The sequence below is a fragment of the Saccharothrix tamanrassetensis genome (genome assembly GCF_014203665.1).
GTDB classification, from domain to species: Bacteria; Actinomycetota; Actinomycetes; order Mycobacteriales; family Pseudonocardiaceae; genus Actinosynnema; species Actinosynnema tamanrassetense.
The window spans coordinates 1,056,645-1,077,904 of the sequence record NZ_JACHJN010000001.1 but is presented as its reverse complement, the minus strand read 5'-3'; the positions used below and the strand labels follow the sequence as shown (position 1 = coordinate 1,077,904).

Genomic DNA, 21,260 nt, shown 5'->3' with positions numbered 1-21,260 from the left:
CCCTTTTCGAGATGAATGCCCTGTGGCAGTGGTCGGCTGCCGCGGTCGAGTCCTGCGCAGGTTCGACCGTGCCTGCCGAACGACGCTCCCGATCGGTGTCGGCACTGCTCTGCCACGTCGGCGAAGAGGTGCTACCTCACCTCGCCAGAAATCAGACCGGAAGTCCGGGCGCTTCGTGCGTTCCCGGAACTCCGCTCCGCCCATTTCCCGGTGCGACGCGAGAAGGAATGAGCACGATGAAACGATTTCGGACGCCCTTGACCGCCATCGGTGCAGCCGTGGTGGCACTCGCCACGACCGTGGTGGTCACCCAGAGCGGTGTCAGTGCGGCTCAGCCCGCCATCCAGGCGGACCAGGCGGTCGCCCACCTGCACGCGCAGGTGGACCTGCCGAACGGTGTCTGGACGGACACGCCGCTGACGGTCGCGCTGCCGTTCTCCGGTACGTACGAACTCGACGCGGACGTCCGCGGACGCCTCTCCGGCGTCCCCTCCGTCAACGCGTACATCACCGCCCGGCTGTGGAACGCCACGACCAACACGCCTGTGCCGGAGAGTGAACGGCTGATCAACCAGATCATCGACCACAACGTCGGCGACGCCCTGACCGGCAGCAACCAGACCGCGCCGATCAGCGAAGTGATCCGCGTGAACGGGCCGACGACCATCCGGCTCCAGGCTCGGCGGGTCGACGCGGCAGGGGCGGCGACGGTCGCGCAGATCTACTCGGACGGCGCCGGCTACACCTCGCTCCGCTTCGACCGGGTCGCGCCCTGACGACCCGACAAAGTGAGGACCGACGGGTGGTCCCGCTCCGGATTTCCGGGGCGGGCCCGCTCGTCGTCGATCGCGGAGGAGGAGATGACGTAGGAGAAGGCCGGAACTCCGGATCGCCATCCTCGACGCAGAACCGCTGCGGGAGTCAGCTTCGACTGCGCGGAGAGCCTCGACGGTGACGGAGGCCAAGGGTGGCGCGTTCTGATCCCGGTTCAACTCGATGGCCTCGTCGCAGAGGTGTACCGCGTCCAAATCGTAGCCCGAGCCTGTTCCTTGTTCCCTTCCTGGCCGAACTTCCGGGCTACCGCGAAAAGCGCTTGGACCTGTTCGACGGCCGGTAAGTCGTTGTCCCGGTCGAGGGCCGTTCCAGTGCACCAGGCCGAAGCTTCGGACGGCGTCCGTCGATGGGGGTGGCCTGGTGCGCCCCGAAGGGATGGGGCTCGCCCATCGGGGGATGTCGGGCGATTCCGCTTGAACAGACCAGCCGGAACTGCTATCCCGCTAGGGTGTCCGGCGGAGGAAGCGAGATGGCGGTGGAGTTCCGTCTGCTCGGCGCCATCGAGGTACGGGTGGACGACCGGCCGGTCGACATCGGTCCGGCCCGGCAGCAGTGTGTGCTGGCGGCCTTGCTGGTCGACGCGAACAACGCGGTGTCGATCGACCAGCTCGTCGATCGCGTGTGGGGCCGGCACCCGCCGTTGCGGGTTCGCGGTGCCCTGCACTCGTACCTGGCTCGTCTGCGCCGCGCGCTGGCGGACGTGCGGGACTTCGGCATCGTCCGACGATCAGGCGGTTACGCACTCACCGTCGACGAGGGGACGGTGGACCTGTGCCGCTTCCGCCGCCTGCTCGACGAAGGCCGTGCCACCGACGACGACAGCCGGGCCTTGGAACTGTTCTCGAACGCGCTGCGACTCTGGCGGGGAGAGCCCTTCACCGGGTTGGACACCCCCTGGCTGGCCGGCGTCCGCGCCTCCGTGGACAAGGAACGACAGGCGGCCGAGCTGGACCACGCCGACATCGGACTGCGCCAGGGCCGACACGCGGAACTGTTGGCCGCACTGCACGAACGAGCCGCTGAACGGCCCTTGGACGAGCGGCTGGCCGCACAGTTGATGCTCGCGCTGTACCGCAGTGGCCGCCAAGCCGACGCGCTCGACCACTACCACCGGACACGTCTGCGCCTTGCCGACGAACTCGGCACCGACCCCAGCCCTCCGTTGCGGGAGCTGCACCACCGGATCCTGACCGGGCACCCGCGGCTCGACGGCCACCCCGGCACGGTCGTGTCCGTGCGACCGCCGACACCACGGCAACTGCCGGCGGCACCGCGGTTGTTCACCGGTCGGGCCGACGAACTCGCCGCGCTCACCGCGACGCTCGACACCACGGCGAACCTGGCCGCGCCGATGGTGGTCTCGGCGATCGGCGGGGCGGGTGGGATCGGCAAGACCTGGCTCGCCCTGCACTGGGCGCACCAGCACCTCGCGCGGTTCCCGGACGGGCAGCTGTACGTCAACCTCCGGGGCTTCGACGTTTCGGAACCGCCACTGCACCCGGCCGCCGCAGTGCGGGGCTTCCTCGATGCCCTGGGCGTGGACCCGGCGGCGATCCCCCTGGACCTCGACGCGCGGACCGCGTTGTACCGGAGCCTGGTGGTGGGCAGGCGAATGCTGGTCCTCTTGGACAACGCCCGCGACAGCGCCCAGGTCGAACCCTTGCTGCCCGGTGGCAAGTCGTGCACGGTGCTGGTCACCGGCCGGCACCGGTTCGCCGGACTGATCACCGCGCACGGAGCCGCCCGGCTGGACGTGGGTGTGCTCGACGACTCCGAAGCCCACGAACTCCTCGCCCGCCACCTCGGTCCGGACCGGGTGGCCGCCGAACCCGACGCGGTGGCGGAACTGCGGGCGCGGTGCGCGGGTCTGCCGCTGGCGTTGCGCATCGTGGCCGCCCGCGCCGCAGCCAACCCCGGCTTCCCACTCGCCGTGCTCGCCGACGAGTTGCGCGAGTCCTCGGCGCGGCTGGACGCCCTCGACGCCGGCGAGCTCACCGCCGACCTGCGGACCGTGTTGTCCTGTTCCTACCGCGCGTCGACCGCGGAGGCGGCGTCACTGTTCGAGCTGCTGGGTCTGATGCCCGGACCGGACATCAGCCTGCCCGCCGTCGCCGCACTGGCCGCACTCCCGACCGCCCGCGCAGGTGCACTCCTGCGTGAACTGGAGGCTCTGTACCTGGTCTCCCAGCACACCCCTGGCCGCTACCGGATGCACGACCTCGTCCGCCTCCATGCCGCCGAACAACAGCGAAGCAGCCGAGCCGACTGCGAAGCCGTACGCACCGCCGCGTTGCGCCGGCTCGTCGACTTCTACCTCCACACCGCCTACGCCGGCGAACGCCTGCTGTACCCACACCGCCAACCCCTCCGGCTGGGGCGGCCCGCCGAGGGGTGCAGCCCGACGCCGCCAAGTGACGCTGCCTCGGCGATGGCCTGGTTCGACGCCGAACACCTGTCCCTGCTGGCTGCGCAGAACGTCGCCGCACAGCAAGGGCTGCCCGAGGCCGTATGGCAGCTGGCCTGGTCGTTGAACAACTTCCACCGGCAGCGAGGGCACGTCCACGACGACGTGAGCGTCTGGCGGGCGGGGCTCGACGCGGCAATGGCAGCGGGTGATCCGGTCGCACGCGCCCGGGCACACCGCTGTCTCGCCCATGCCTACGCCCGGACCGGACAACACGACCAGGCCATCGCCCACGCCCGAGACGCCCTCATCCCGGTTGGCCGAGCCGACTCCGCCGGGCAGCCGCGAACCCGCCACGCGCTGTGGCCGGCACAAGCCGATCACGGCGACATCCGACAAGCGTTGGGCTACGTCACCCAAGCCCTGCACCACTACCGGACCCACCCGGATCCCTTGTGGGAAGCCGACATGCTCGACGCGATGGGGTACTTCTCAGCCCTGCTGGGAGATCTGTCACAGGCCCGCGACCACTGCGAAGCCGCCCTGCACCTGTTCCGCCGACACCACGACCGCGTGGGCGAAGGCGCCGCGCTGGACACCCTGGGCTACATCGCCCACCACTCCGGCCTGCACGCCCACGCCCAGGACTACTACCACCAGGCCCTCGACCTCCGTCGCGACATCGGGAACACCTACGCGGAAGCCGACACGCTCAGCCGCCTCGGCGACGTTCTCGCCGCCACCGGTCAGCGCGCTGAAGCCCGGAACACCTGGGATCGCGCCCTCGGCCTCTACCGAGCACAACACCGCACCACGCACGCCGACCGCATCCGGCAACGTCTGGCCACGCTCGACCAGACCTGACCTGACCACCACACCCGGACGACCCGGCGCTGACGGGCATCCGCTGCCCGCCAACGCCGGGTCGGCGGTCAAGCGCGAGCCGGGAGCGTGCCCGCGACGAGGTCGTTCACCCACGGCAGGACGGCGTCCCGGACGTTGACCGCACGGGGGAGCAGGCCGTTGGCGGTGAGCAGGTCGGCCGCGCGCTGCTGCTCCTCCAGGAACGTGTCGTCGACCGGGTTCACGCCGAACGGTCGGTTGCGCAGTGCGCGTTCCCAGGCGTCGAGGTCGGCGTCCTCGCCCCGGGCGACCGCGTCGTCCACGAAGTACTGCGCGGCGGCGCGCGGGTTGTCGGTGATCCACCGGTCGGATTCCTGCAACGACTCGACGATCGCGGCCAGTTCCGCCCGGTGGGTCTCGGCGAAGTCGCGGCGGGTGAACCACAGCGACGGGTGGCTGAACAGCCCTTCGGTCCGCACCAGGGTGCGCACCCCGGTCCGCGCCTCCACCCGGTCCAGATCAGGGTAGGAGCCGGTCCACGCGTCGATCCGGCCGTCGAGGAACAGCTGCGCCGCATCGGCCCCGGTGTTCACCGGTTCGACGTCCGCCCAGGTCAGCCCCGTCTGGTCGAGTGCGAACAGCAACAGCGTGGTCTGCCACGAGCCGTGCGCGATGCCGACCCGGCGGCCGCGCAGGTCGGCGACCTGCCTGATCGGCGAGTCCGCCGGCACCACGAGCCTGCCGTTCTCGGTGCGCGGACCGGACACCCCGAGGTAGACGACGTCGCGGCCGGCGCCCAGCGCGGTGATCGGCGGGGTGAAGCCGGTGCCGATGACGTCGTAGCCGCCGTCGGCGAACAACTGGTCACTGTGGACGCTCGGCAGCCCCGACCGCGGGTCCGGCCGGTCACCCTGTGGCAGCGCCCGGAGGTCGACCCACGTCACGTCCGGCAGCCTGCGCTCCAGGATGCCGGTGTGCCGCAGCACGAACAGCGAGTTGTTGTGCGGGAAGAACCCCACCCGAACGGTCATCACGGACCTCCATACGAGTTCGGCGAAACCCCGGCGCCCCCGCGCCGGGTGATGTCGGAAATTCGGGACTACTGCGAGGGCAGCAGCAGCGCGGCGACCCGGTCCACCCGGGCCAGCGCCTGTTCGACGAACCAGCGGACGCGGTCGTCGGTGATCAGTTCGGGAGTCGCCCGCAGCGTCAGCGCGGCATAGCTGAAGCCGTCCGCGTCCAGGACCGGCACCGAGACCGACCGGACGCCGGTCTCGCTCTCCCCGTCGTTGACCGCGTAGCCCGCTGCCCGCACGCGGACCAGTTCCGCGCGCAGTTCGGCGCGGTCGCCGATGGTCCGGTCGGTCGGCCGGACCAGGTCGGGCAGCGCGTCCAGGTCGTCCTCACCCGGTGGCGCCCATGCCAGCAGCACCTTGCCCATGGCGGTGGAGTGCAGCGGCGCGCGGATGCCGTCCGAGGACTCCGCGCCGACCATGCCGCCGATCAGCACGAGCGCGTCGTGCCCGCTGCGGACCGAGATGCTGGCGGAGGCCTTGGTGGTGCGGGCGAGCCGGGCGAGGACCGGCTCTAGGCGGTGCAGACCGTTCTGGAAGTAGTGCAGCTGGCCCAGTTCCGCGACGCTCGTGCCGAGCCGGTAACGCGCGGTGGCCGGGTCGCGCTCCAGGAACCCGGCGGCGACCAGGGTGAGCACCAGCCGGTGCGCGGTGCTGATCGGCAGGCCCATGGCCTTGGCGATGTCCGTGACGCCCAGCTCCGGCCCGTGGTGGCGAAAGCACTGCAGCACGCCGAGTGCGCGCTGCACCGCCTGCGCACCCGGCGGGGCCGCGCTCGTCGCCATCAACGCTCTCCCGGTCCTCGGCCGCCGGTCGGGCTACGCACTCAGCGTCACCGGCCCGGCCTGCCCGCGCTCCCCGAGCCTGCCCCGCAGCAGCGGCAGCACCCCCTCGGCGACCCGGTACGCCTCCTCCAGGTGCGGCCCGCCCGCCAGGATGAACGAGTCCACGCCGAGGTCGATCAGCTCGTCCAGCCGCTGCGCCACCTGTTCGTAGCTGCCGACCAGGCCGAACGCCGGACCCGGCCGCATCAGCGCCAGCCCGGCGAACACGTTGGGCTGCACCTCGAAGTCGCGGAAGCCGGTGAACGACCCCGGCTGGAAGCCGACCGCCCGGCGCACGCCGAACGAGTCACCGCCGTCCCGGGAGAGCTGCGCCCGGACCGCCTCCGGCCGCACGTGCTGCCAGCCGCGTTCGATGTCCGCCCACGCCTCCCGCTCGGTCTCCCTGGCCAGCACGTCGACCCGGACCGCGAACTTCGGCGCCGCGCTGCGTGCGCGGACCGCGTCGAACTTCGCCCGGAGCGCCTCGAACGGCTCCAGCCAGGACAGGTAGTAGTCGGCGTGCCGACCGGCCGCCTCGATGGCCGCCGGGGACGAGCCGGAGAAGTACACCTCCGGGAACGGCAGCCCGGCGAGCGGTCCGGGCAGCCCGCCGCCCTCCACCCGGTAGAACCGGCCGTCGAAGTCGAACGGCCCGCCGTCCCACACCCCGCGCAGCACGTCCAGGAACTCCGACGTGCGGGCGTACCGGTCGTCGTGCGCGACCTTGTCGCCCCACCAGAGCTGTGGGGCCCCGCCGCCGCCGGTGATGATGTTGTACGTCACCCGTCCCGCCGAGGCGCGGTGCAGGCCGGCGGTCATCCGTGCGGCCTGCACGGGGTTGAGGAAGCCGGGCTGGAACGCGACCATGAACTTGTACGTCTTGGTTTCCCTGGCCAGCGCGGACGCGACCGCCCACGGGTCGTCGGTGCCGGGGAACGACGGCAGCAGCCCGCCGTGGAAACCGAGGCCCTCCGCGGCCCGTGCGGTCTGCACGAGGTAGTCGAGCAGGCCGTAGCCGTCCGGTTCGCCGTCCCGGATCCCCGGCGTGATGCTGTCCGGTCCCGGCGGCGCCCAGTCGCCGCGGGACTGCCGGTGCGCGGTGCGCAGCGACACCGGGTCGCCCGCCATCCCGATCCGCCACCAGATGTCGATCGTCATGTCATGCCCTCCCTGCGAGCAGCGGACGCACGTGCTGCGCGATCCGCAGCGCTTCTTCCAGCCGGGGTTCGGCGGCGAGGAAGAAGGTGTCGAAACCCCGCTCCCGGTACGCCAGGATCTGGTCCGCCACCTGCGCGTACGTGCCCCGCAGGCCCGACGTGCCGGTCAGTTCCGCCTCGTCCTCACGGGTGTGCACGGTGGCCTGCAACGCCGGCCGGACCCGTTCGCCGAGCCGGGCGACGTGCCGGTCCAGCTCGTCGTCCGGAGCGAGGTCGAAGACGTGCACGTCGGCGTGTTCGGCGGACAGCGCCAGTGCCTCGTCGGAGGTGCCGGACAGGTACACGGTGGGGAACGGCAGCCCGGCCAGCGGCCCGGTGAACCCGCCCTTGACGACCTCGTAGAACCGGCCGGTGAAGTCCACGTCCTGCCCGTGCCACACCGCTTTCGCCACGGTCAGGAACTCCGCCGCCCGCGCGTACCGGTCCGCGCCGGTGACGAAGTCGCCCTGGGTCCGCTGCACGCGTTCGTCCAGGTCCACCTCCAGCCGCCAGCCCAGCCGCCCGCCGAAGGCCCGTTGCAGCGTCGCCGACAGCTTCGCGGCGTACACCGGAGTCGCGATCCCGGCCGGGAACCCGGCCACCACTTCGAGGAACCGGCTGTCCCGGCCGAGTGACCCGGAGACCACCAGCGACTCCTCGCCGTGCGGGTCGTACGGCACGTACACGCCGGCCAGCCCGCCCAGTTCGGCCGCGCGGGAAATCTGGTGCAGGTAGTCGAACGGGGTGAACGCGGGTCCACCGGCCCGGCCGTCCCGGACGGACGCGGGTAGCGACGGTGCGGGATCCCAGCCACGGGAACGGTTCCCCCGGCCGTCACCGCGGGTGGGGATGGTCCAGATGATCCGTGGTTCCCGCCGGGGGACCTGCCGGGGCGCTCGCCGGGGCGCGCTCACCGGCCCTCCTCCAGCAGCGCCACGGCCTCGGCCAGCGGCTCGTGCGCGGCCCACGCGCGGATGTCCACGTCCTGCGCGAGGAACCCGTGCACCAACAGGAAGTCCTTCTGGCGGGTGAGCAGGTCGAGCCGCTCGGCCGACAGGTCGGGGTGCAGCGACTTGTGGAACCCGTCCCGGTAGGCGGCCACCACGCCCTCGGCGCCTGACCTGGTCTCCCTGGCCAGGATCTCGCGCACCCGGTCGAGGTTGCCCGCCGCCCAGTCCGCCGCGCGCAGCGTCTGCGCCAGGAACCGGACCACCAGGTCCGGCCGCTCGGCCAGGATCCGCTCGTGCACGGTGATCGGCCGGGGCGTGCCGTTGTTCACCCGGAACCTCCGGTCGGCGAACGAGTCCAGGTCGATCCCGATCACCAGACCGTGCGCTGCGGCCTGTTCGGCGGCCTGGGCGCCCTTGATGTAGACGGCGTCCACGTCACCCCTGGCCAGTGCTTCGACCCCGAACAGCGAGCCACCGCCCCGATCACCGGGCCCCACGTCACCCTGCCCGGTGGGGACCTCTGTGAAGACGACGTCCGAAGTGGACAGACCGACGGTGCCGAGCGCACCGGCGAACCCGTGCAGCGCCATCGCACGCGGGAAGCTGCGGGCGCGATCCGCCGCCAGTGCGGGCAACGCGACGCGCCGGCCCGCCAGGTGCTCCGGCGAGGTGATGCCCGAGTCCGGGCGGACCACGATCACCTGCGACTCGTCGATCCAGGTCAGCCCGATCAGCCTGGTCGGCGCGCCCTCGGACTTCGCGACCAGCGCGGGCACGTTGCCGCCCTCCCGGAACAGCCCGACCAGCCGGTGGTCGAAGTGCCGGGCGGCGATCTCCGGCGCGGCGTCCTGCAGCACGCCGACGTCCAGGCCCTCGGCCGCGAACTCCTCGGCCAGCCAACCGAGGTTGTAGGCGAGGCCGCTGGCCGTGGGCACCGGGCAGCGGGTGTACCAGATCCGGTTCTGCTCAAGCGTTCGCGTGCTCATCAGTGCTCCTGGGAGAACGGTCGGGGGTGACCCCGAGTGCGGCGAGGTAGCCCTTGCGGTGGGCGATCACCGCGTGGTCGTCGCGGTCTCGCGGCCGGTCGACGTCGATCCGCCGGTCGAGGGCGAAACCCCCGTCCCGCAGCACGATCGCGCGGTCGGCCAGCAGCAGCGCCTCGTCCACGTCGTGGGTCACCAGCAGCACCGCCGGGCGGTGCCGGGCGCACAGCTCGGCGACGAGTACCTGCATCTGCAGGCGGGTCAACGCGTCCAGCGCGGCGAACGGCTCGTCCAGCAGCAGCAGCTCCGGCTGCCGGACCAGCGCACGGGCGAGCGCGACCCGTTGCGCTTCGCCACCGGACAGCGTGGCGGGCCAACTCCGTGCCTTGTCCGCGAGACCGACCTCGGCCAACGCGGCGAGCCCCGGGGCGCGTGCCGCCTTGCCGCGCTGGCCGATCGTGACGTTGGCGAGTACCCGGCGGGCCTGCACCAGGCGCGGCTCCTGGTAGACGACCGTGCGCACCCGGGGTACCAGCACGGTTCCCGCGTCGGCGCGTTGCAGCCCGGACAGCAGCCGCAGCAAGGTCGTCTTGCCGGTACCACTCGGCCCGAGCAGCGCGACGAACTCGCCCGGCGCGATGTCCAGGTCGATCCCGTCCAACACCTGTTTCGGCCCGAAGCTCTTGCGGATGCCGCGCAACCGCACCACCGCGTCGGCGCCGCTCATCCGCTCGCCGTCCCGTGCCGCCGCCACGGCATGGCGGTCCGCTCGACCAGTCTGATCACCAGGTCCACCCCGATCCCGATCAACGCGTAGATCACGATGCACAGCACCATGTAGTCGTTGCGGTAGTACTGCTGCGCGAGGGTGACCAGGTAGCCGATCCCCTCGGTGGCGCCGACCTGCTCGGCCGCGATCAGCCCGACCAGGCTGATGCCGAGGCAGATCCGCAGCGCCATCAGGATGTTCGGCAACGCGCTCGGCACGATCACACCCAGCGCCAGCCGGAAGCCGCGCAGTCCGAACCCGCGCACCGCCTCGATCACCTTGCGGTCCACCGAGCGCACGCCCAGGTAGGTGTAGGCGTACATCGGCGAGGCGGAGGACACGGCGATCAGCGCCACCTTGAACGCCTCGTCCACGCCGAACCACGAGATGAACAGCGGCACCAGCGCGAGGAACGGCACCACCCGGATGATCTGCACGGTCGCGTCGACCAGTTCCTCGCCCAGCCGGGTCAGTCCGCTGACCAGGCCGAGGACCAGGGCGGTGCTCACCCCGATGCCGACACCCAGCCCGGCGCGCCGGAACGACGCCAGCCCGTAGTCCCACAACTGCCCGGTGTTCACCAGTTCCCAGAACGCCCGGACCACCTGCCCTGGTGAGGCCAGGACCTCGGTGGACACCAGGCCGTGCGTGGTCGAGTACCACCACGCCACCAGGATCAGGGCGGGCACGCTGCCCCGGAGCACCAGCGACAGCAACCGGTTGCGCGACCTGGTGCCCAGGAACTCCGGTGTTTCCAACGCGGTCACCGCCGGGGCGGCGCGGACCGGTGCCATGGTCATTTGCGGTCACCCCAGTCGTAGAACGCCTTCTTCGGGTCGGCGCTGGCCGGCAGCACCTTGTTCTCGACGAACACCGCCGACACGCCGTCGAGCCTGGCCTCGTCCCCGGGCTGCGGCAGGCGCAGCACGTTGTCGTAGCGGCCGGTGGCGATGTTGTTCTCCAGCTGCAAGCCGGTCGCCGCCGCCGGTCCCTGGGTGGCGAAGACGTTCTGGAACTTCTCCGGCTCCGCCTTCTCCTGCTCGTCCAGTTCGGACAGGACCTGGATCAGGGTGCGGACCACGTCGGGGTTCCTGGCGAGCAGGTCGGTTCGGGCCACGAACATGTTCAGGTCGTCCGACGGCAGGTCCCGGCCGCGGGACACCACCCTGGCGCCCTTGGCCACGGCCTGCGGGAAGGCCCGCACGATGGCCACCCACGCGTCCACCTGCCCGGTGGTGAACGCCGAAGCGGCCTGGTCCTGTTGCAGGTACACGCGCTGCACCTGATCTGCCGGGATGCCCGCCTGCTTCAGCGCGAGCAGCAGCAGGTACTCGCCGCGCCCGGCCTTGTTCACCGCGACCCGCTTGCCTCGCAGGTCTGCCACGGTCCTGATAGGACTGTCCGGCGGCACGATCAGGCCATCGCCCGCACCGGCGCGCGGATCGGTCACCACGTCCTTCACCGCGACGATCTTGATGTCGTCCGAGGTCGCGAGGTAGCCGAGCGCGGGGGAGAAGGCGCCCTCGGCGAAGTTCACCGCGCCGGAGTGGATCGCGTCGGTGGTCGCGGTGAACGAGGCGTACGTCCCGCCCCACTCCACCTTCGCGTTCAGCTTGGCCAGCGGGCCGTCGAAGCTGTTGTGCTTCTTGGCGTACGCGAGCGGCCCGTAGTTCCCGGGGTCGACCAGCCTGACCACCACCGGCCCGGACCCGGCGTCCGCCGAGCCGCCGCACGCGGCCAGTGCCGCCATGAGCACTGCTGCGGCGCCGACGGCGGCCATCCGGGATATTGTGGAGTGCGCGAAAAAACCCATGAGCGTGCCTGCCAACCCTTGCTGCAAGGAATCAGGGGAGCGAAGAAGAGGTCGCCGAATCCCCGCGGACCCGTGGTCGGGCGCGGTCTACCGGCCGAAGATGAAAGCGGCGTCGCTCAGCGCGACGGACACAGCGCGCTGGCGACCCGGAGCAGGTCGACGTGCTGACGAGTGGTCAGCCGGGGCAGCCTCATGACCGGAACGCTAGGGACGCCGTCGGGAGCCCGTCAACCGCGACGGCCGCGTTCCCGTATTGTGGAAATAGCTCTGACCAGGGGATTCTTTGTCCGATTACACTGGGATCTTCCACATCGTGGTAGCGGAGCGGTGCACGCGCCCGCCGCGCGGCTCCGCCACCGGCGTGTCCGAATGCGGCCGGCGGGTCGGGCTCGGGCAGTCGAGACTGCCTGCATGGACAAAGATCCGCGCGAGTTGCTCGACCGCACCGCAGCGCATGCCGCTGAATTCCTGGCCGGCTTGGCCACCCGGCCGGTTTCTCCCGGGGCGGATTTGGGGCGGCTGCGGGAAACGTTGGGGCGGTCGCTGCCCGAGGACGGCGTGGACGACGTCCGGGTCATCGACGAATTGGTGCGGGACACCGCTGACGGTCTGTTGGGCAGTGCCGGCGGGCGGTTCTTCGGCTGGGTGATCGGTGGCGGTGTGCCGGCCGCGCTGGCGGCGGACTGGCTCACCGCGACGTGGGACCAGAACGCCGCCATGTACGCGTGCGGTCCGGCCGTGGCGGTGATCGAAGAGGTGACCGGCGAGTGGTTGAAAGAACTGTTGGGGTTGCCGGGGGAGGCCTCGTTCGGGTTCACCACGGGCGCGCAGGCGGCGCACCTGACCGCGTTGGCCGCCGCACGCCACAAGCTGCTCGCCGACCGGGGGTGGGACGTGGAGCGGCGGGGTCTGGCCGGCGCCCCGGTCGTGCGGGTGTTGACCTCGGGGCGGCAGCACGCGTCCGTCGAGCGTGCCGTGCGGCTGCTCGGCCTGGGCACCGACCAGCTGCGGTCGGTGGGGTCCGGTGCCGACGGTCGTATCGACCTGGCCGCTCTGGAGCGGGAGCTCGCGGCGACCGACGCGCCGACGGTGGTGTGCCTCCAGGCCGGCGAGATCAACACCGGGCTGTTCGACCCGTTCGGTGAGGCTTGCGCACTGGCGGCGGCACGCGGTGCGTGGGTGCACGTCGACGGCGCCTTCGGGTTGTGGGCGAACGTCGGCGCACGGCACCGGCACCTGTTGGACGGCGTCGACCGCGCGGATTCGTGGACCGCCGATGGGCACAAGTGGCTCAACGTGCCGTTCGACTCCGGGTTCGTCTTCGTCCGGCACCCGTCCGCACACCGTGATGCGCTGTCGACGCGTGCGAGCTACCTGGTGCACGCCGCCGATACCGCCTCGGGAACGGGAGTGACGCCGGCCCGTGACCAGTTGGACTGGAATCCCGAGTGGTCCCGCCGTGCTCGGGCGGTGCCGGTCTACGCAGCCGTCCGGGCCCTGGGGCGTCGGGGGATCGCGGAGATGGTCGACCGTTGTGTCGATCACGCGCGACGGCTGGTGGCCGGGATCGGTGAACTGCCCGGCGTCGAAGTGCTCGCCCGGCCGGTGATCAACCAGGGTCTGGTGCGGTTCCTGGCCGCAGACGGAGACCACGACGCCCACACCGACCGGGTCATCGACCGCGTCCAACGTGACGGTGTGGCGTGGTTCGGCGGCACGACGTGGAACGGTATGCGCGCCATGCGGATCTCCGCGGTCAACTGGCGGACCGATGCCCACGCCGTCGACCTCGCCATCGGCGCCGTCGCGCGCAGCCTGACCGCCGACCCGCTGACCGCGGTCACCGACCACGCGAACCTCGGCGTGCACCGCCGCTCTGCCGCCAGTCGACCAGGAAAGCCTTGATGGCTCGGGCCATGGCTTCCGGGGCGTCGTCGTGGATCCAGTGGCCGGCGTCCGGGAAGCGGACGAGGCGGGTGTCGGCGCGGCGGACGGTCATGGCTTCGGCGAGGCCCGGTGGCAGGAGGGGACTGTGGGCGCCGTGGAGGACCAGTGCCGGGCAGGTGGAGGCGAGCCAGTCGGGCCACCAGTCGCCTACACAGGCTTCCTGGACGGCCATCATGTCGTTCCAGTCGAACAGCAGGTGCCAGTGGTCGTCCTCCTGCACGGCGCTGTGCATGAAGTAGGTGCTGTCCGGGACGTGGGCGGTCATGGCGTCGGCCAGGGCTTCGCGGGTGGGCGCGGTGGTGGGCCAGTCGCGGACGTCGAGGACCGGGTGGGGGATTTCGGGGGTTCGCATGAGGGGGCCCACGTCTTCGATGATCAGCGCGGAGACGAGGTCGGGGTGGCGGGCGGCCAGTTGGTAGGCGGTGATGCCGCCCGACGAGTGGCCCAGCACGACCACCGGTCCCGCGCCCAACCGGGACAGCAGGGACGCGGCGTCGTTCACGAAGTCGTCGCGGGTGTAGGTGGGGGTGTGGTCGCTCAGCCCGTGACCTCGTTGGTCGGGGGCGATGATCCGGGCGTGGCCGTCCAGGTGAGCGGCCAGGGTGGTGAAGACCGATCCTCGGCCGAAGCTGCCGTGGAGGGCCAGGACCGGCGTGCCCACGCCACCGAAGTCGGTGTACGCGATGGTGTGGTGCGCGATTTTGACGGACGAGCGCTGCATCGTCCGAAGGGTACGGCGGGTGTGCGGTCGGCCCCGAGCCATTTCCGGTGACGGGTGGAGGTCGGGGCCGTGCCGGACTCGCTAGGCCACCAGCGTCCGGTAGGGGCGGACGATGTTCTCGATGAAGCCGTCGAGTTCCGCGTCCACCTCCGCGCCGTTCGGGTCGTCCAGTTCGTTGTCGATGGCGTGGACGCGGCCGGCGACGCTGTCGTGGACCCGGAGCTTGCCGTAGTCGTCCACCACGTAGAGGGAGTTCGCCACGACGCTGGGCAGCCTGTGGTCGTCGGACACCGTGATGGTGATGTCCGGCTCGGTGATCTGGATCCGTGGCGGTTGGGCGCGGGCACCGAGGCGAGCCGAACGCACTTCGGTGGACGCCCGGACGTGGATCAGGTGGCACGACGAGAGCACGGCTTCGCCGAACACGTTCAGCGCCTTGATCACGTCCGAGCGCGCGAACTCGACCAGCGTGATCGCGGAGGTGGCGCGGTTCTTCCACACCCGCTGCGCCAAGGCGTCCAGCGCGGGGCGCAGGTTCTCCTCGTTCGACACCCGGAACGCGCCGCCCACGTCGGCCGTGAAGCCGCGTCCACGGTCCTCGTTGAGCATCAGCAGGTTGTGGACGAAGTCGTGGAACGCGTAGACGTAGTCGCTCAGCTCGTCCACCTGGAACCGCAGCGCCGTCAGCTTGTCGGCCAACCTCCTGCGCACCACCGACTTCCCCGCGCCGGGCAGTCCCGTCACGAACACCACGGGGGCGGTGTTGCGGAACGCGATGTGGCGCACCACCGCTTCCTCGGCGACCGGGTCGAGCGCGTACTTCGAGCGCAGGTCGCGGAGCTGTTGGGCGATCTCGGTCCGGTCGCCGCGCCGGCGCAGGCCGCGCATCACCTGGTCCGCCAGGACCGACTCCAACGGCAGGGACTCGTCCCACACCTGCTCGAAGTGGCTCTGGAAGACCTTCGCGGGTGACATGCCGTCCAGGCGGTTGGGCCTGTCCCGGCTGCCCTCGCGGTGGTTGAGCACCGTGTGGTGCACCGCGCCGCTGAACACGTGGTACGACAGCTCGTCGGTGTTCAGCGCGGTGGCGACGCGGATGTCGATGCCCCTGCTCAGCAACTCCGCCGCGGCGGTCAGGCACTCCTGGCTCTCCCGCGTCACCAGCCGCACGCCCAGCCGGTCGTTGACCCGCTGCCACGCCACCTGGATCTCCCGCAGCACGGGGTCGTTCGCGGCCGGTTGCAGGTGCGGCACGAACGCGTCCAGGCGGTGCACGTCCCCGCGTTGCGAGAGGTCCAGCACGGCGGACAGGTAGTGACGTCGGGTTACCCTGCGGGACAAGGCGTTCGGCACCTTCCTGCGGGACGACGCGACGCGCAGCACGGTGACGATCCCGGCCACGCCCACACCGCCGATCGCCGACACGACCAACTCCGACCACAGCATCCCGTCACACTCCTTGCGGCAGGTCGTGCACGAAGCCGGGGTACGGGTCGCAGTGGTGCGCGATCATCATCTTGGCGATCTTCGCCGCTTCCGCCTTGAGGTCCGGCACGTACTTGGTGAGGTTGTCGCGCACGCTGTGCACCACCACGCCGAGGCTGGCCGCGATCTCGCCCCGTGCGTCGAACACCGGGACGGCGACGGAGCACGAGCCGAGCGTCATCTCCTCGTTCGTCAGCGAGTAGCCGCGTTCCCGGGTCACCGCCAGCTCGCGGCGCAGCCTGCCGGGTTCCACGATGGTGTGCCGGGTGTAGCGCGCGAGTGGCCGCGCGCAGTAGGTGTCGATGAACTCCTTGCTGGAGAACGCCAGCAGCGCCTTGCCGACGCCGGTCGAGTGCATCGGCAGCCGGTTGCCCTCGCGCGAGATTATCGGCACCGCCTGGTGCCCGGTGAGCTTGGCGATGTAGAGCGTCTCGTGGCCGTCGCGGACGGCGAAGTGGATGTTCTCCTTGCTCTTCTCGTACAGGTCCTGCATGAACGGCAGGGCGATCTCCCGCATCCGGCGCGGGACCGGTGACAGCAGGCCGATCTCCCACAACCGGGTGCCGATCTGGTACCTGTTGTCGGTGTTGCGCTCCAGCGCGCCCCACGCCTCCAGCGCGGCGACCAGGCGGTGCGCCGTGGCGAGCGGCATGGCGCAGCGGGTGGCCAGCTCGGTCAGCGTGAGCGTCGGGTGTTCGATCGTGAACGCCCCGAGCAGGTCCAGTGCGCGCGATGTCGCCGAGCGGCCGTTCCCCTTGGTCATCGGTCTCCCCTTCCGACCCCTGTGGCGCGTAGGAGGATCCTCGGAGCGGAGTGGACCGGTAAAGGCATGGCTTCCGTTAGACGGAAGCGGTCCGGTGTGGAGTGATGTCACGCCTGTTCAGAGGCTCGCGACGGGGTTGTTCTGGGTTCAACTTCCGACCCTCGGAAGGGTGAATCCCGGCTTGGTGGCGGTAGTGGCGGGCCATCGGGGCGTCCGGTGTCGGGCGACGTCGGGTGGAATAGCTGGCGGGTGTGGGCGGGTTGGTCGTGGCATGACCGAAGATCGCACGGGGCCCGGCGCGACGGCGTTGGACGATGCCGGTGCTTCCGAAGTGCTGGCCTCCAGACGGTTCGGGGTGCTGGCCACCACCAAGCGCAGCGGGCATCCGCACCTGACGACGATGCTCTACCACTGGAAACCGGAGGAGCGGCTGCTCCGGTTCTCCACCACGCTCGACCGGGTCAAGGTGAAGCACGTCCGGAACTCCGGCAAGGCCGCCCTGCACGTGTCGGTGGACGACTGGACCTTCGCCGTCGCCGAAGGGGACGCGGAAGTCTCCGAGGTGTCCTCCACGCCGGGTGACGCGGTGGGCCGCGAGCTGCTGGAGATGCTGCCCGAGGACCTGCGGGCCGATCCGGACTCGTCCGACGAGGACTTCCTCAGGCTCCAGGTCGACGAGCGGCGGGTGGTCATCCGGCTCAAGGTGACCAAGCTCTACGGCACGCGGATCAGCTTCGGCTGAGGGCGGGGTCGGGACCGGGCCCTGACCACCGGGTGGACCACCACGACCAGCATGGCCAGGGCCGGGATGGATCGGCCGAGCACCCACTCGCCCAAGGCGTAGTCGACGGCCGGCACGGCCAGGCAGGCGGCGAACGCCCAGGCGGGTGCGGTCGGCGGCTTGCCGGGCCCGGTCCACGGGGTGCGCTTGAACGGCTTCGCCACCGACAGCCACACCTGGCCCGCCAGGGCCGACGCCATCAGCAGGGAGCCCAGCCGCATCATCGCGGGCGAGCCGTCGGGGTGCAGGTTGGGGCTGAGCACGAAGATCCCCACGTAGAGCTGGGTGAACGTGATCACGAACTTCAGCAGCACCCACCAGTGGCGGAAGTAGCCCCACGGTGTCAGGCCCGAGAGCATCAGACCGGTGAACGCCGAGGTGGTCGCGGTGAACTGGAGGACGTCCACGTCGATCAGCAGTGCCACGTCGAACGCCGCCTCCCGCGCCGGCCCCGACGCGTCCAAGGCGTAGCCGACCGCGACGAACAGGGCCAGCGCCATGCACATCCAGCCCGTGGACGTGATGACGTGCGACCAGACCAGCAGTTTGCGACTCACGAATCCCTCCCCAATAGGTAGCTTCTCTACATATAGTACGGCTACCTGTCAGGTGCTCCGAGGTTGCGACGCGACCGCGCTGCCCGTCGACCGGAATCCGTGTGGGCAATGGCCTCGGGTGGTCTGCGGGTAGTCCTGATGGCCCAGTGATCAAGCCGGTCCGGTCGATCCCGGACCGGTACGATCCGCCGCGTGGCCGTGAGCATCCGCGACATCGCCCGTGCGGCAGGGGTGTCGATCACCCAGGCCTGCTTCGCGCGCGGGGCTCGCCCTGCCCGACCCTCCACACGCGACGATCCTGGTCGGCCGCCGGGCCGGGGGACGTGCTCTCACGGCCCGCCTGTTAACTCCCGGGACACCGGGCGACCACCAGGAGTTCGCCCGGTTCGTCGCACGGGTCTCACTCGGCCCGCCGAGCTTGACAAGCACGCGCGCCGTCACGAATCCTCCGCTCGTCCGGAACGTTCCGGCCGGCCCGGATTCCCTTGCCCACGAGGAAGGTTCGCCCCCGTGACCCACACCCGAGTCCTCCGCGCGGTCGGCATCGGCGCCGCCGCGCTGGCGCTGGTCGCCGCATGCGGTGCGCCGCCCGCCAAGGAGGGCGCCGCGACCAACTCGTCCGCCGCGTCCGCGAAGTCCGCCGCCGACCTCGGCGGGCTGGACAAGCTCGTCGAGGCCGCCAAGAAGGAGGGCAGGCTGAACGTCATCGCGCTGCCGCCGGACTGGGCCAACTACGGCGAGATCATCAAGGCGTTCGAGGGCAAGTACGGCATCACGGTCGACTCCGCGCAGCCCGACGCGTCCAGCCAGGACGAGATCAACGCCGCCAAGCAGCTCAAGGGCAACGACCGCGCGCCCGACGTGTTCGACCTCGGCCTGAACGTGGCGGTGGCCAACAAGGACCTCTTCGCCCCCTACCAGGTCGAGACGTGGGGCGACATCCCCGCCGAGCTGAAGGAGGCGAGCGGCCTCTACTACGGCGACTACGGCGGCTTCATGTCCATCGGCTACGACGCCGCCAAGGTGCCCGCGCCGAAGACGGTCAAGGACCTGCTCAAGCCCGAGTACCAGGGCAAGGTCGCGCTCAACGGCGACCCGACGCAGGCCGGCGCGGCGTTCTCCGGCGTCGTGATGGCCTCGCTGGGCAACGGCGGCTCGGCCGACGACATCGCCCCCGGCGTGGAGTTCTTCAAGCAGCTCAAGGCCGCGGGCAACTTCCTGCCGGTGGACCCGTCGCCCGCGACCATCGAGTCCGGCCAGACGCCGGTCGTCGTCGACTGGGACTACACCAACGCCGCGCAGACCTCGAAGCTCGCCGGCAAGGCGGACTGGAAGGTCGTCGTGCCGCAGGGCGCGCAGGTCGGCGCGTACTACAACCAGGCGATCAGCAAGGACGCCCCGCACCCGGCCGCCGCCCGGCTGTGGCAGGAGTTCCTGTACTCCGACGAGGGGCAGAACCTGTTCCTCAAGGGCCTTTCGCGGCCGGTGCGGCTGGACGCGCTGACCAAGTCGGGCGAGGTGGACGACGCGGCCGCCGCGAAGCTGCCCAAGACCGACGGCAAGCAGGTGTTCCTGACCCAGGAGCAGTCGGACAAGGCCAAGAAGACGCTGTCCGACACCTGGGCGCAGGCGGTGGGCTGACCGGTGGTCGCACCCGCCACCACCCCGGTCCGGGGCGAGGTGGAAGCACCGGGCCGGGGGCCGGCCGCGAAGTCGTGGCCGGCCTGGCTCGTCGTCGTGCCGTTCCTGCTGTACGTCGGCACGTTCCTGGTCTACCCGACGGTGTTGGTGCTCGCCGGGGCGTTCCAGGACCCGAACGGCGCGTTCACCCTGGAGAACCTGGTCGCGTTGGGCAGAGGGGCGTACCTGCAGGCCTTCCTGCGCAGCGTCGAGCTGTCCGCGCTGACGGCGTTGCTGGGCGCGGTGCTCGGTGCGCTGCTTTCCTGGGCGGTCACCTCCGGCAAGTCGGAAGGGCTGCTGCGACGCGTGGTCGTGGCCGGGTCCGGGGTGCTGGCGCAGTTCGGCGGTGTGCCGCTGGCGTTCGCCTTCCTCGCCACCGTGGGCTTCCAGGGCTTCGTCACCCGGTTCCTCCGGGACCGGTTCGGGATCGACCTGTTCGCCGGCGGGGCCTGGCTGTTCGAGCTGCCCGGCTTGACGCTGGTCTACACGTTCTTCCAGATCCCGCTGATGGTCATCGTGTTCCTGCCCGCGCTGGACGGACTTCGTCCACAGTGGAGGGAGGCGGCGGACAGCCTCGGCGGCACCTCGTGGACGTACTGGCGGCACGTCGGTGGCCCGATCCTGCTGCCCTCGTTCCTCGGTGCGTTGCTGCTGCTGTTCGCGAACGCGTTCTCGGCGTACGCGACGGCCGCCGCGCTGGTGTCGCAGGGCAGCCCGATCGTGCCGTTGCAGATCCGGGGCGCGTTGACCGGTGAAGTGCTGCTGGGGCAGGAGAACCTCGGCAAGGCGCTGGGGCTCGGCATGGTCGTGGTGGTGGGTGTCGCGATGGGCCTCTACGCCTTGCTGCAGCGGAGGTTCGCGCGATGGCAGTGAGAGTCGTCCGCTCGCTGGTGCTGACCCTGCTGGGCGTGTTCTTCCTGCTGCCGCTGTTCGCGATGGCGGAGTTCTCCACGCGCGGAGCGAACGGCACGCGGAGCCTGGAGTCGTGGTCGGGAATCGTGTCCGACCGCGACCTGGTCGAAGCGATCCTGGCGTCGGTGCAGCTCGCCGCGACCAGTTCGCTGGTCGTGCTGGTGCTGCTGGTGCCGACCATGGCGTGGATCCGGCTGCGGCTGCCGAAACTGCGCCGGTTGGTGGAGTTCCTGTGCTTGCTGCCTATCACCATCCCGGCGATCGTGCTGGTCGTCGGCATGGCCCCGCTGTACGCGTGGGTGAGCTACTTCCTCGGCGACTCGCCGCTCACGCTCACCTTCGCCTATGCCGTGCTGGTGCTGCCGTTCGCGTACCGGGCGATCGACGCGGGGCTGTCCGCGATCGACCTGAAGACGTTGGCGGAGGCGGCCCGCAGCCTCGGCGCGTCCTGGGGCACCGTTCTGCTGCGGATCGTGGTACCCAACATCCGCACCGCGCTGATCGGCGCGTCGCTGCTGTCGGTCGCGCTGGTGCTGGGGGAGTTCACCATCGCCTCGCTGCTCAACTTCGACACCCTGCAGGTGCGGGTGAACCTGCTCGGCAAGCGGAACGCCGGCGTGTCCATCGCGGTGTCGCTGCTGAGCCTGCTGTTCGCGTTCGTGCTGCTGTTCCTGCTCTCGTTCGTCGGCAGGCGGCGGCGGGACACCGTCGCCGAGGAAGGCTGA

General features: G+C 70.8%; 20 protein-coding genes. 7 read left to right on the top strand and 13 right to left on the bottom strand.

Annotated features, from left to right (window positions below; all coding sequences use genetic code 11):
- The first annotated feature begins 236 nt into the window (after positions 1-236).
- Positions 237-776, top strand: a complete 540-nt coding sequence (locus tag FHS29_RS04375) for a hypothetical protein (RefSeq protein WP_184688396.1) — start codon at positions 237-239, stop codon at positions 774-776.
- A gap of 527 nt (positions 777-1,303) precedes the next feature.
- Positions 1,304-4,102, top strand: a complete 2,799-nt coding sequence (locus FHS29_RS04370) for an AfsR/SARP family transcriptional regulator (RefSeq protein ID WP_184688394.1) — start codon at positions 1,304-1,306, stop codon at positions 4,100-4,102.
- 68 nt (positions 4,103-4,170) lie between these two features.
- On the opposite strand, the gene FHS29_RS04365 is transcribed toward FHS29_RS04370, so the two are convergent.
- The 9 genes from FHS29_RS04365 to FHS29_RS38430 all read right to left on the bottom strand — a co-directional run bounded on the left by FHS29_RS04365 (position 4,171) and on the right by FHS29_RS38430 (position 11,883).
- Positions 4,171-5,112, bottom strand: a complete 942-nt coding sequence (locus tag FHS29_RS04365) for an ABC transporter substrate-binding protein (RefSeq protein ID WP_184688392.1) — start codon at positions 5,110-5,112, stop codon at positions 4,171-4,173.
- A gap of 68 nt (positions 5,113-5,180) precedes the next feature.
- Positions 5,181-5,939 carry an IclR family transcriptional regulator gene (locus tag FHS29_RS04360; RefSeq protein WP_184688390.1) on the bottom strand — a complete coding sequence of 253 codons (759 nt, stop codon included), beginning with the start codon at positions 5,937-5,939 and terminating at the stop codon, positions 5,181-5,183.
- A 33-nt stretch (positions 5,940-5,972) separates the two neighbouring features.
- Positions 5,973-7,136: an LLM class flavin-dependent oxidoreductase gene (locus FHS29_RS04355; protein WP_184688388.1), complete on the bottom strand. Its 1,164-nt coding sequence runs from the start codon at positions 7,134-7,136 to the stop codon at positions 5,973-5,975.
- 1 nt (position 7,137) lies between these two features.
- Positions 7,138-8,088, bottom strand: a complete 951-nt coding sequence (locus tag FHS29_RS04350) for an LLM class flavin-dependent oxidoreductase (protein WP_184688387.1) — start codon at positions 8,086-8,088, stop codon at positions 7,138-7,140.
- Positions 8,085-9,110, bottom strand: coding sequence for an ABC transporter substrate-binding protein (locus FHS29_RS04345; protein ID WP_184688385.1), 1,026 nt, complete (start codon positions 9,108-9,110; stop codon positions 8,085-8,087). The genes FHS29_RS04350 and FHS29_RS04345 overlap by 4 nt, the downstream gene beginning before the upstream one ends.
- Positions 9,091-9,834, bottom strand: coding sequence for an ABC transporter ATP-binding protein (locus FHS29_RS04340; protein ID WP_184688383.1), 744 nt, complete (start codon positions 9,832-9,834; stop codon positions 9,091-9,093). The genes FHS29_RS04345 and FHS29_RS04340 overlap by 20 nt, the downstream gene beginning before the upstream one ends.
- Positions 9,831-10,676 (bottom strand): ABC transporter permease, encoded by an 846-nt coding sequence (locus FHS29_RS04335; RefSeq protein ID WP_184688382.1) that lies wholly within the window; start codon positions 10,674-10,676, stop codon positions 9,831-9,833. Before FHS29_RS04335 ends, FHS29_RS04340 begins: the two co-directional genes overlap by 4 nt.
- A complete protein-coding gene (locus FHS29_RS04330) occupies positions 10,673-11,656 on the bottom strand; it encodes an ABC transporter substrate-binding protein (protein ID WP_246439799.1) in 984 nt (327 codons plus the stop codon). Before FHS29_RS04330 ends, FHS29_RS04335 begins: the two co-directional genes overlap by 4 nt.
- 149 nt (positions 11,657-11,805) lie before the next feature.
- Positions 11,806-11,883, bottom strand: coding sequence for a putative leader peptide (locus FHS29_RS38430; protein WP_360106957.1), 78 nt, complete (start codon positions 11,881-11,883; stop codon positions 11,806-11,808).
- Between the two features lie 217 nt (positions 11,884-12,100).
- On the opposite strand from FHS29_RS38430, the gene FHS29_RS04325 reads away from it, so the two are divergent.
- Entirely contained in the window at positions 12,101-13,594 is a 1,494-nt protein-coding gene (locus tag FHS29_RS04325; protein ID WP_184688378.1) for a pyridoxal phosphate-dependent decarboxylase family protein, read from the top strand.
- Here FHS29_RS04325 and FHS29_RS04320 read toward each other — a convergent pair.
- The 3 genes from FHS29_RS04320 to FHS29_RS04310 form a co-directional block, all read right to left on the bottom strand.
- Positions 13,530-14,357, bottom strand: coding sequence for an alpha/beta fold hydrolase (locus FHS29_RS04320; RefSeq protein WP_184688376.1), 828 nt, complete (start codon positions 14,355-14,357; stop codon positions 13,530-13,532). The genes FHS29_RS04325 and FHS29_RS04320 overlap by 65 nt on opposite strands.
- 81 nt (positions 14,358-14,438) lie before the next feature.
- Positions 14,439-15,803 carry a DEAD/DEAH box helicase family protein gene (locus FHS29_RS04315; RefSeq protein ID WP_184688375.1) on the bottom strand — a complete coding sequence of 455 codons (1,365 nt, stop codon included), beginning with the start codon at positions 15,801-15,803 and terminating at the stop codon, positions 14,439-14,441.
- Positions 15,804-15,807: 4 nt separating this feature from the next.
- Positions 15,808-16,605 (bottom strand): IclR family transcriptional regulator, encoded by a 798-nt coding sequence (locus FHS29_RS04310; protein WP_184688373.1) that lies wholly within the window; start codon positions 16,603-16,605, stop codon positions 15,808-15,810.
- Between the two features lie 271 nt (positions 16,606-16,876).
- On the opposite strand from FHS29_RS04310, the gene FHS29_RS04305 reads away from it, so the two are divergent.
- Positions 16,877-17,347: a TIGR03618 family F420-dependent PPOX class oxidoreductase gene (locus FHS29_RS04305; protein ID WP_184688371.1), complete on the top strand. Its 471-nt coding sequence runs from the start codon at positions 16,877-16,879 to the stop codon at positions 17,345-17,347.
- On the opposite strand, the gene FHS29_RS04300 is transcribed toward FHS29_RS04305, so the two are convergent.
- Positions 17,320-17,943, bottom strand: coding sequence for a hypothetical protein (locus tag FHS29_RS04300; protein WP_184688370.1), 624 nt, complete (start codon positions 17,941-17,943; stop codon positions 17,320-17,322). The genes FHS29_RS04305 and FHS29_RS04300 overlap by 28 nt on opposite strands.
- 510 nt (positions 17,944-18,453) lie before the next feature.
- On the opposite strand from FHS29_RS04300, the gene FHS29_RS04295 reads away from it, so the two are divergent.
- The 3 genes from FHS29_RS04295 to FHS29_RS04285 are packed head-to-tail and all read left to right on the top strand — an operon-like array spanning position 18,454 to position 21,260.
- A complete protein-coding gene (locus tag FHS29_RS04295) occupies positions 18,454-19,584 on the top strand; it encodes an ABC transporter substrate-binding protein (protein ID WP_184688368.1) in 1,131 nt (376 codons plus the stop codon).
- 3 nt (positions 19,585-19,587) lie between these two features.
- On the top strand, positions 19,588-20,496 hold the full coding sequence (locus FHS29_RS04290) for an ABC transporter permease (protein ID WP_184688366.1): 909 nt from the start codon (positions 19,588-19,590) through the stop codon (positions 20,494-20,496).
- Positions 20,487-21,260, top strand: coding sequence for an ABC transporter permease (locus tag FHS29_RS04285; protein WP_184688364.1), 774 nt, complete (start codon positions 20,487-20,489; stop codon positions 21,258-21,260). The genes FHS29_RS04290 and FHS29_RS04285 overlap by 10 nt, the downstream gene beginning before the upstream one ends.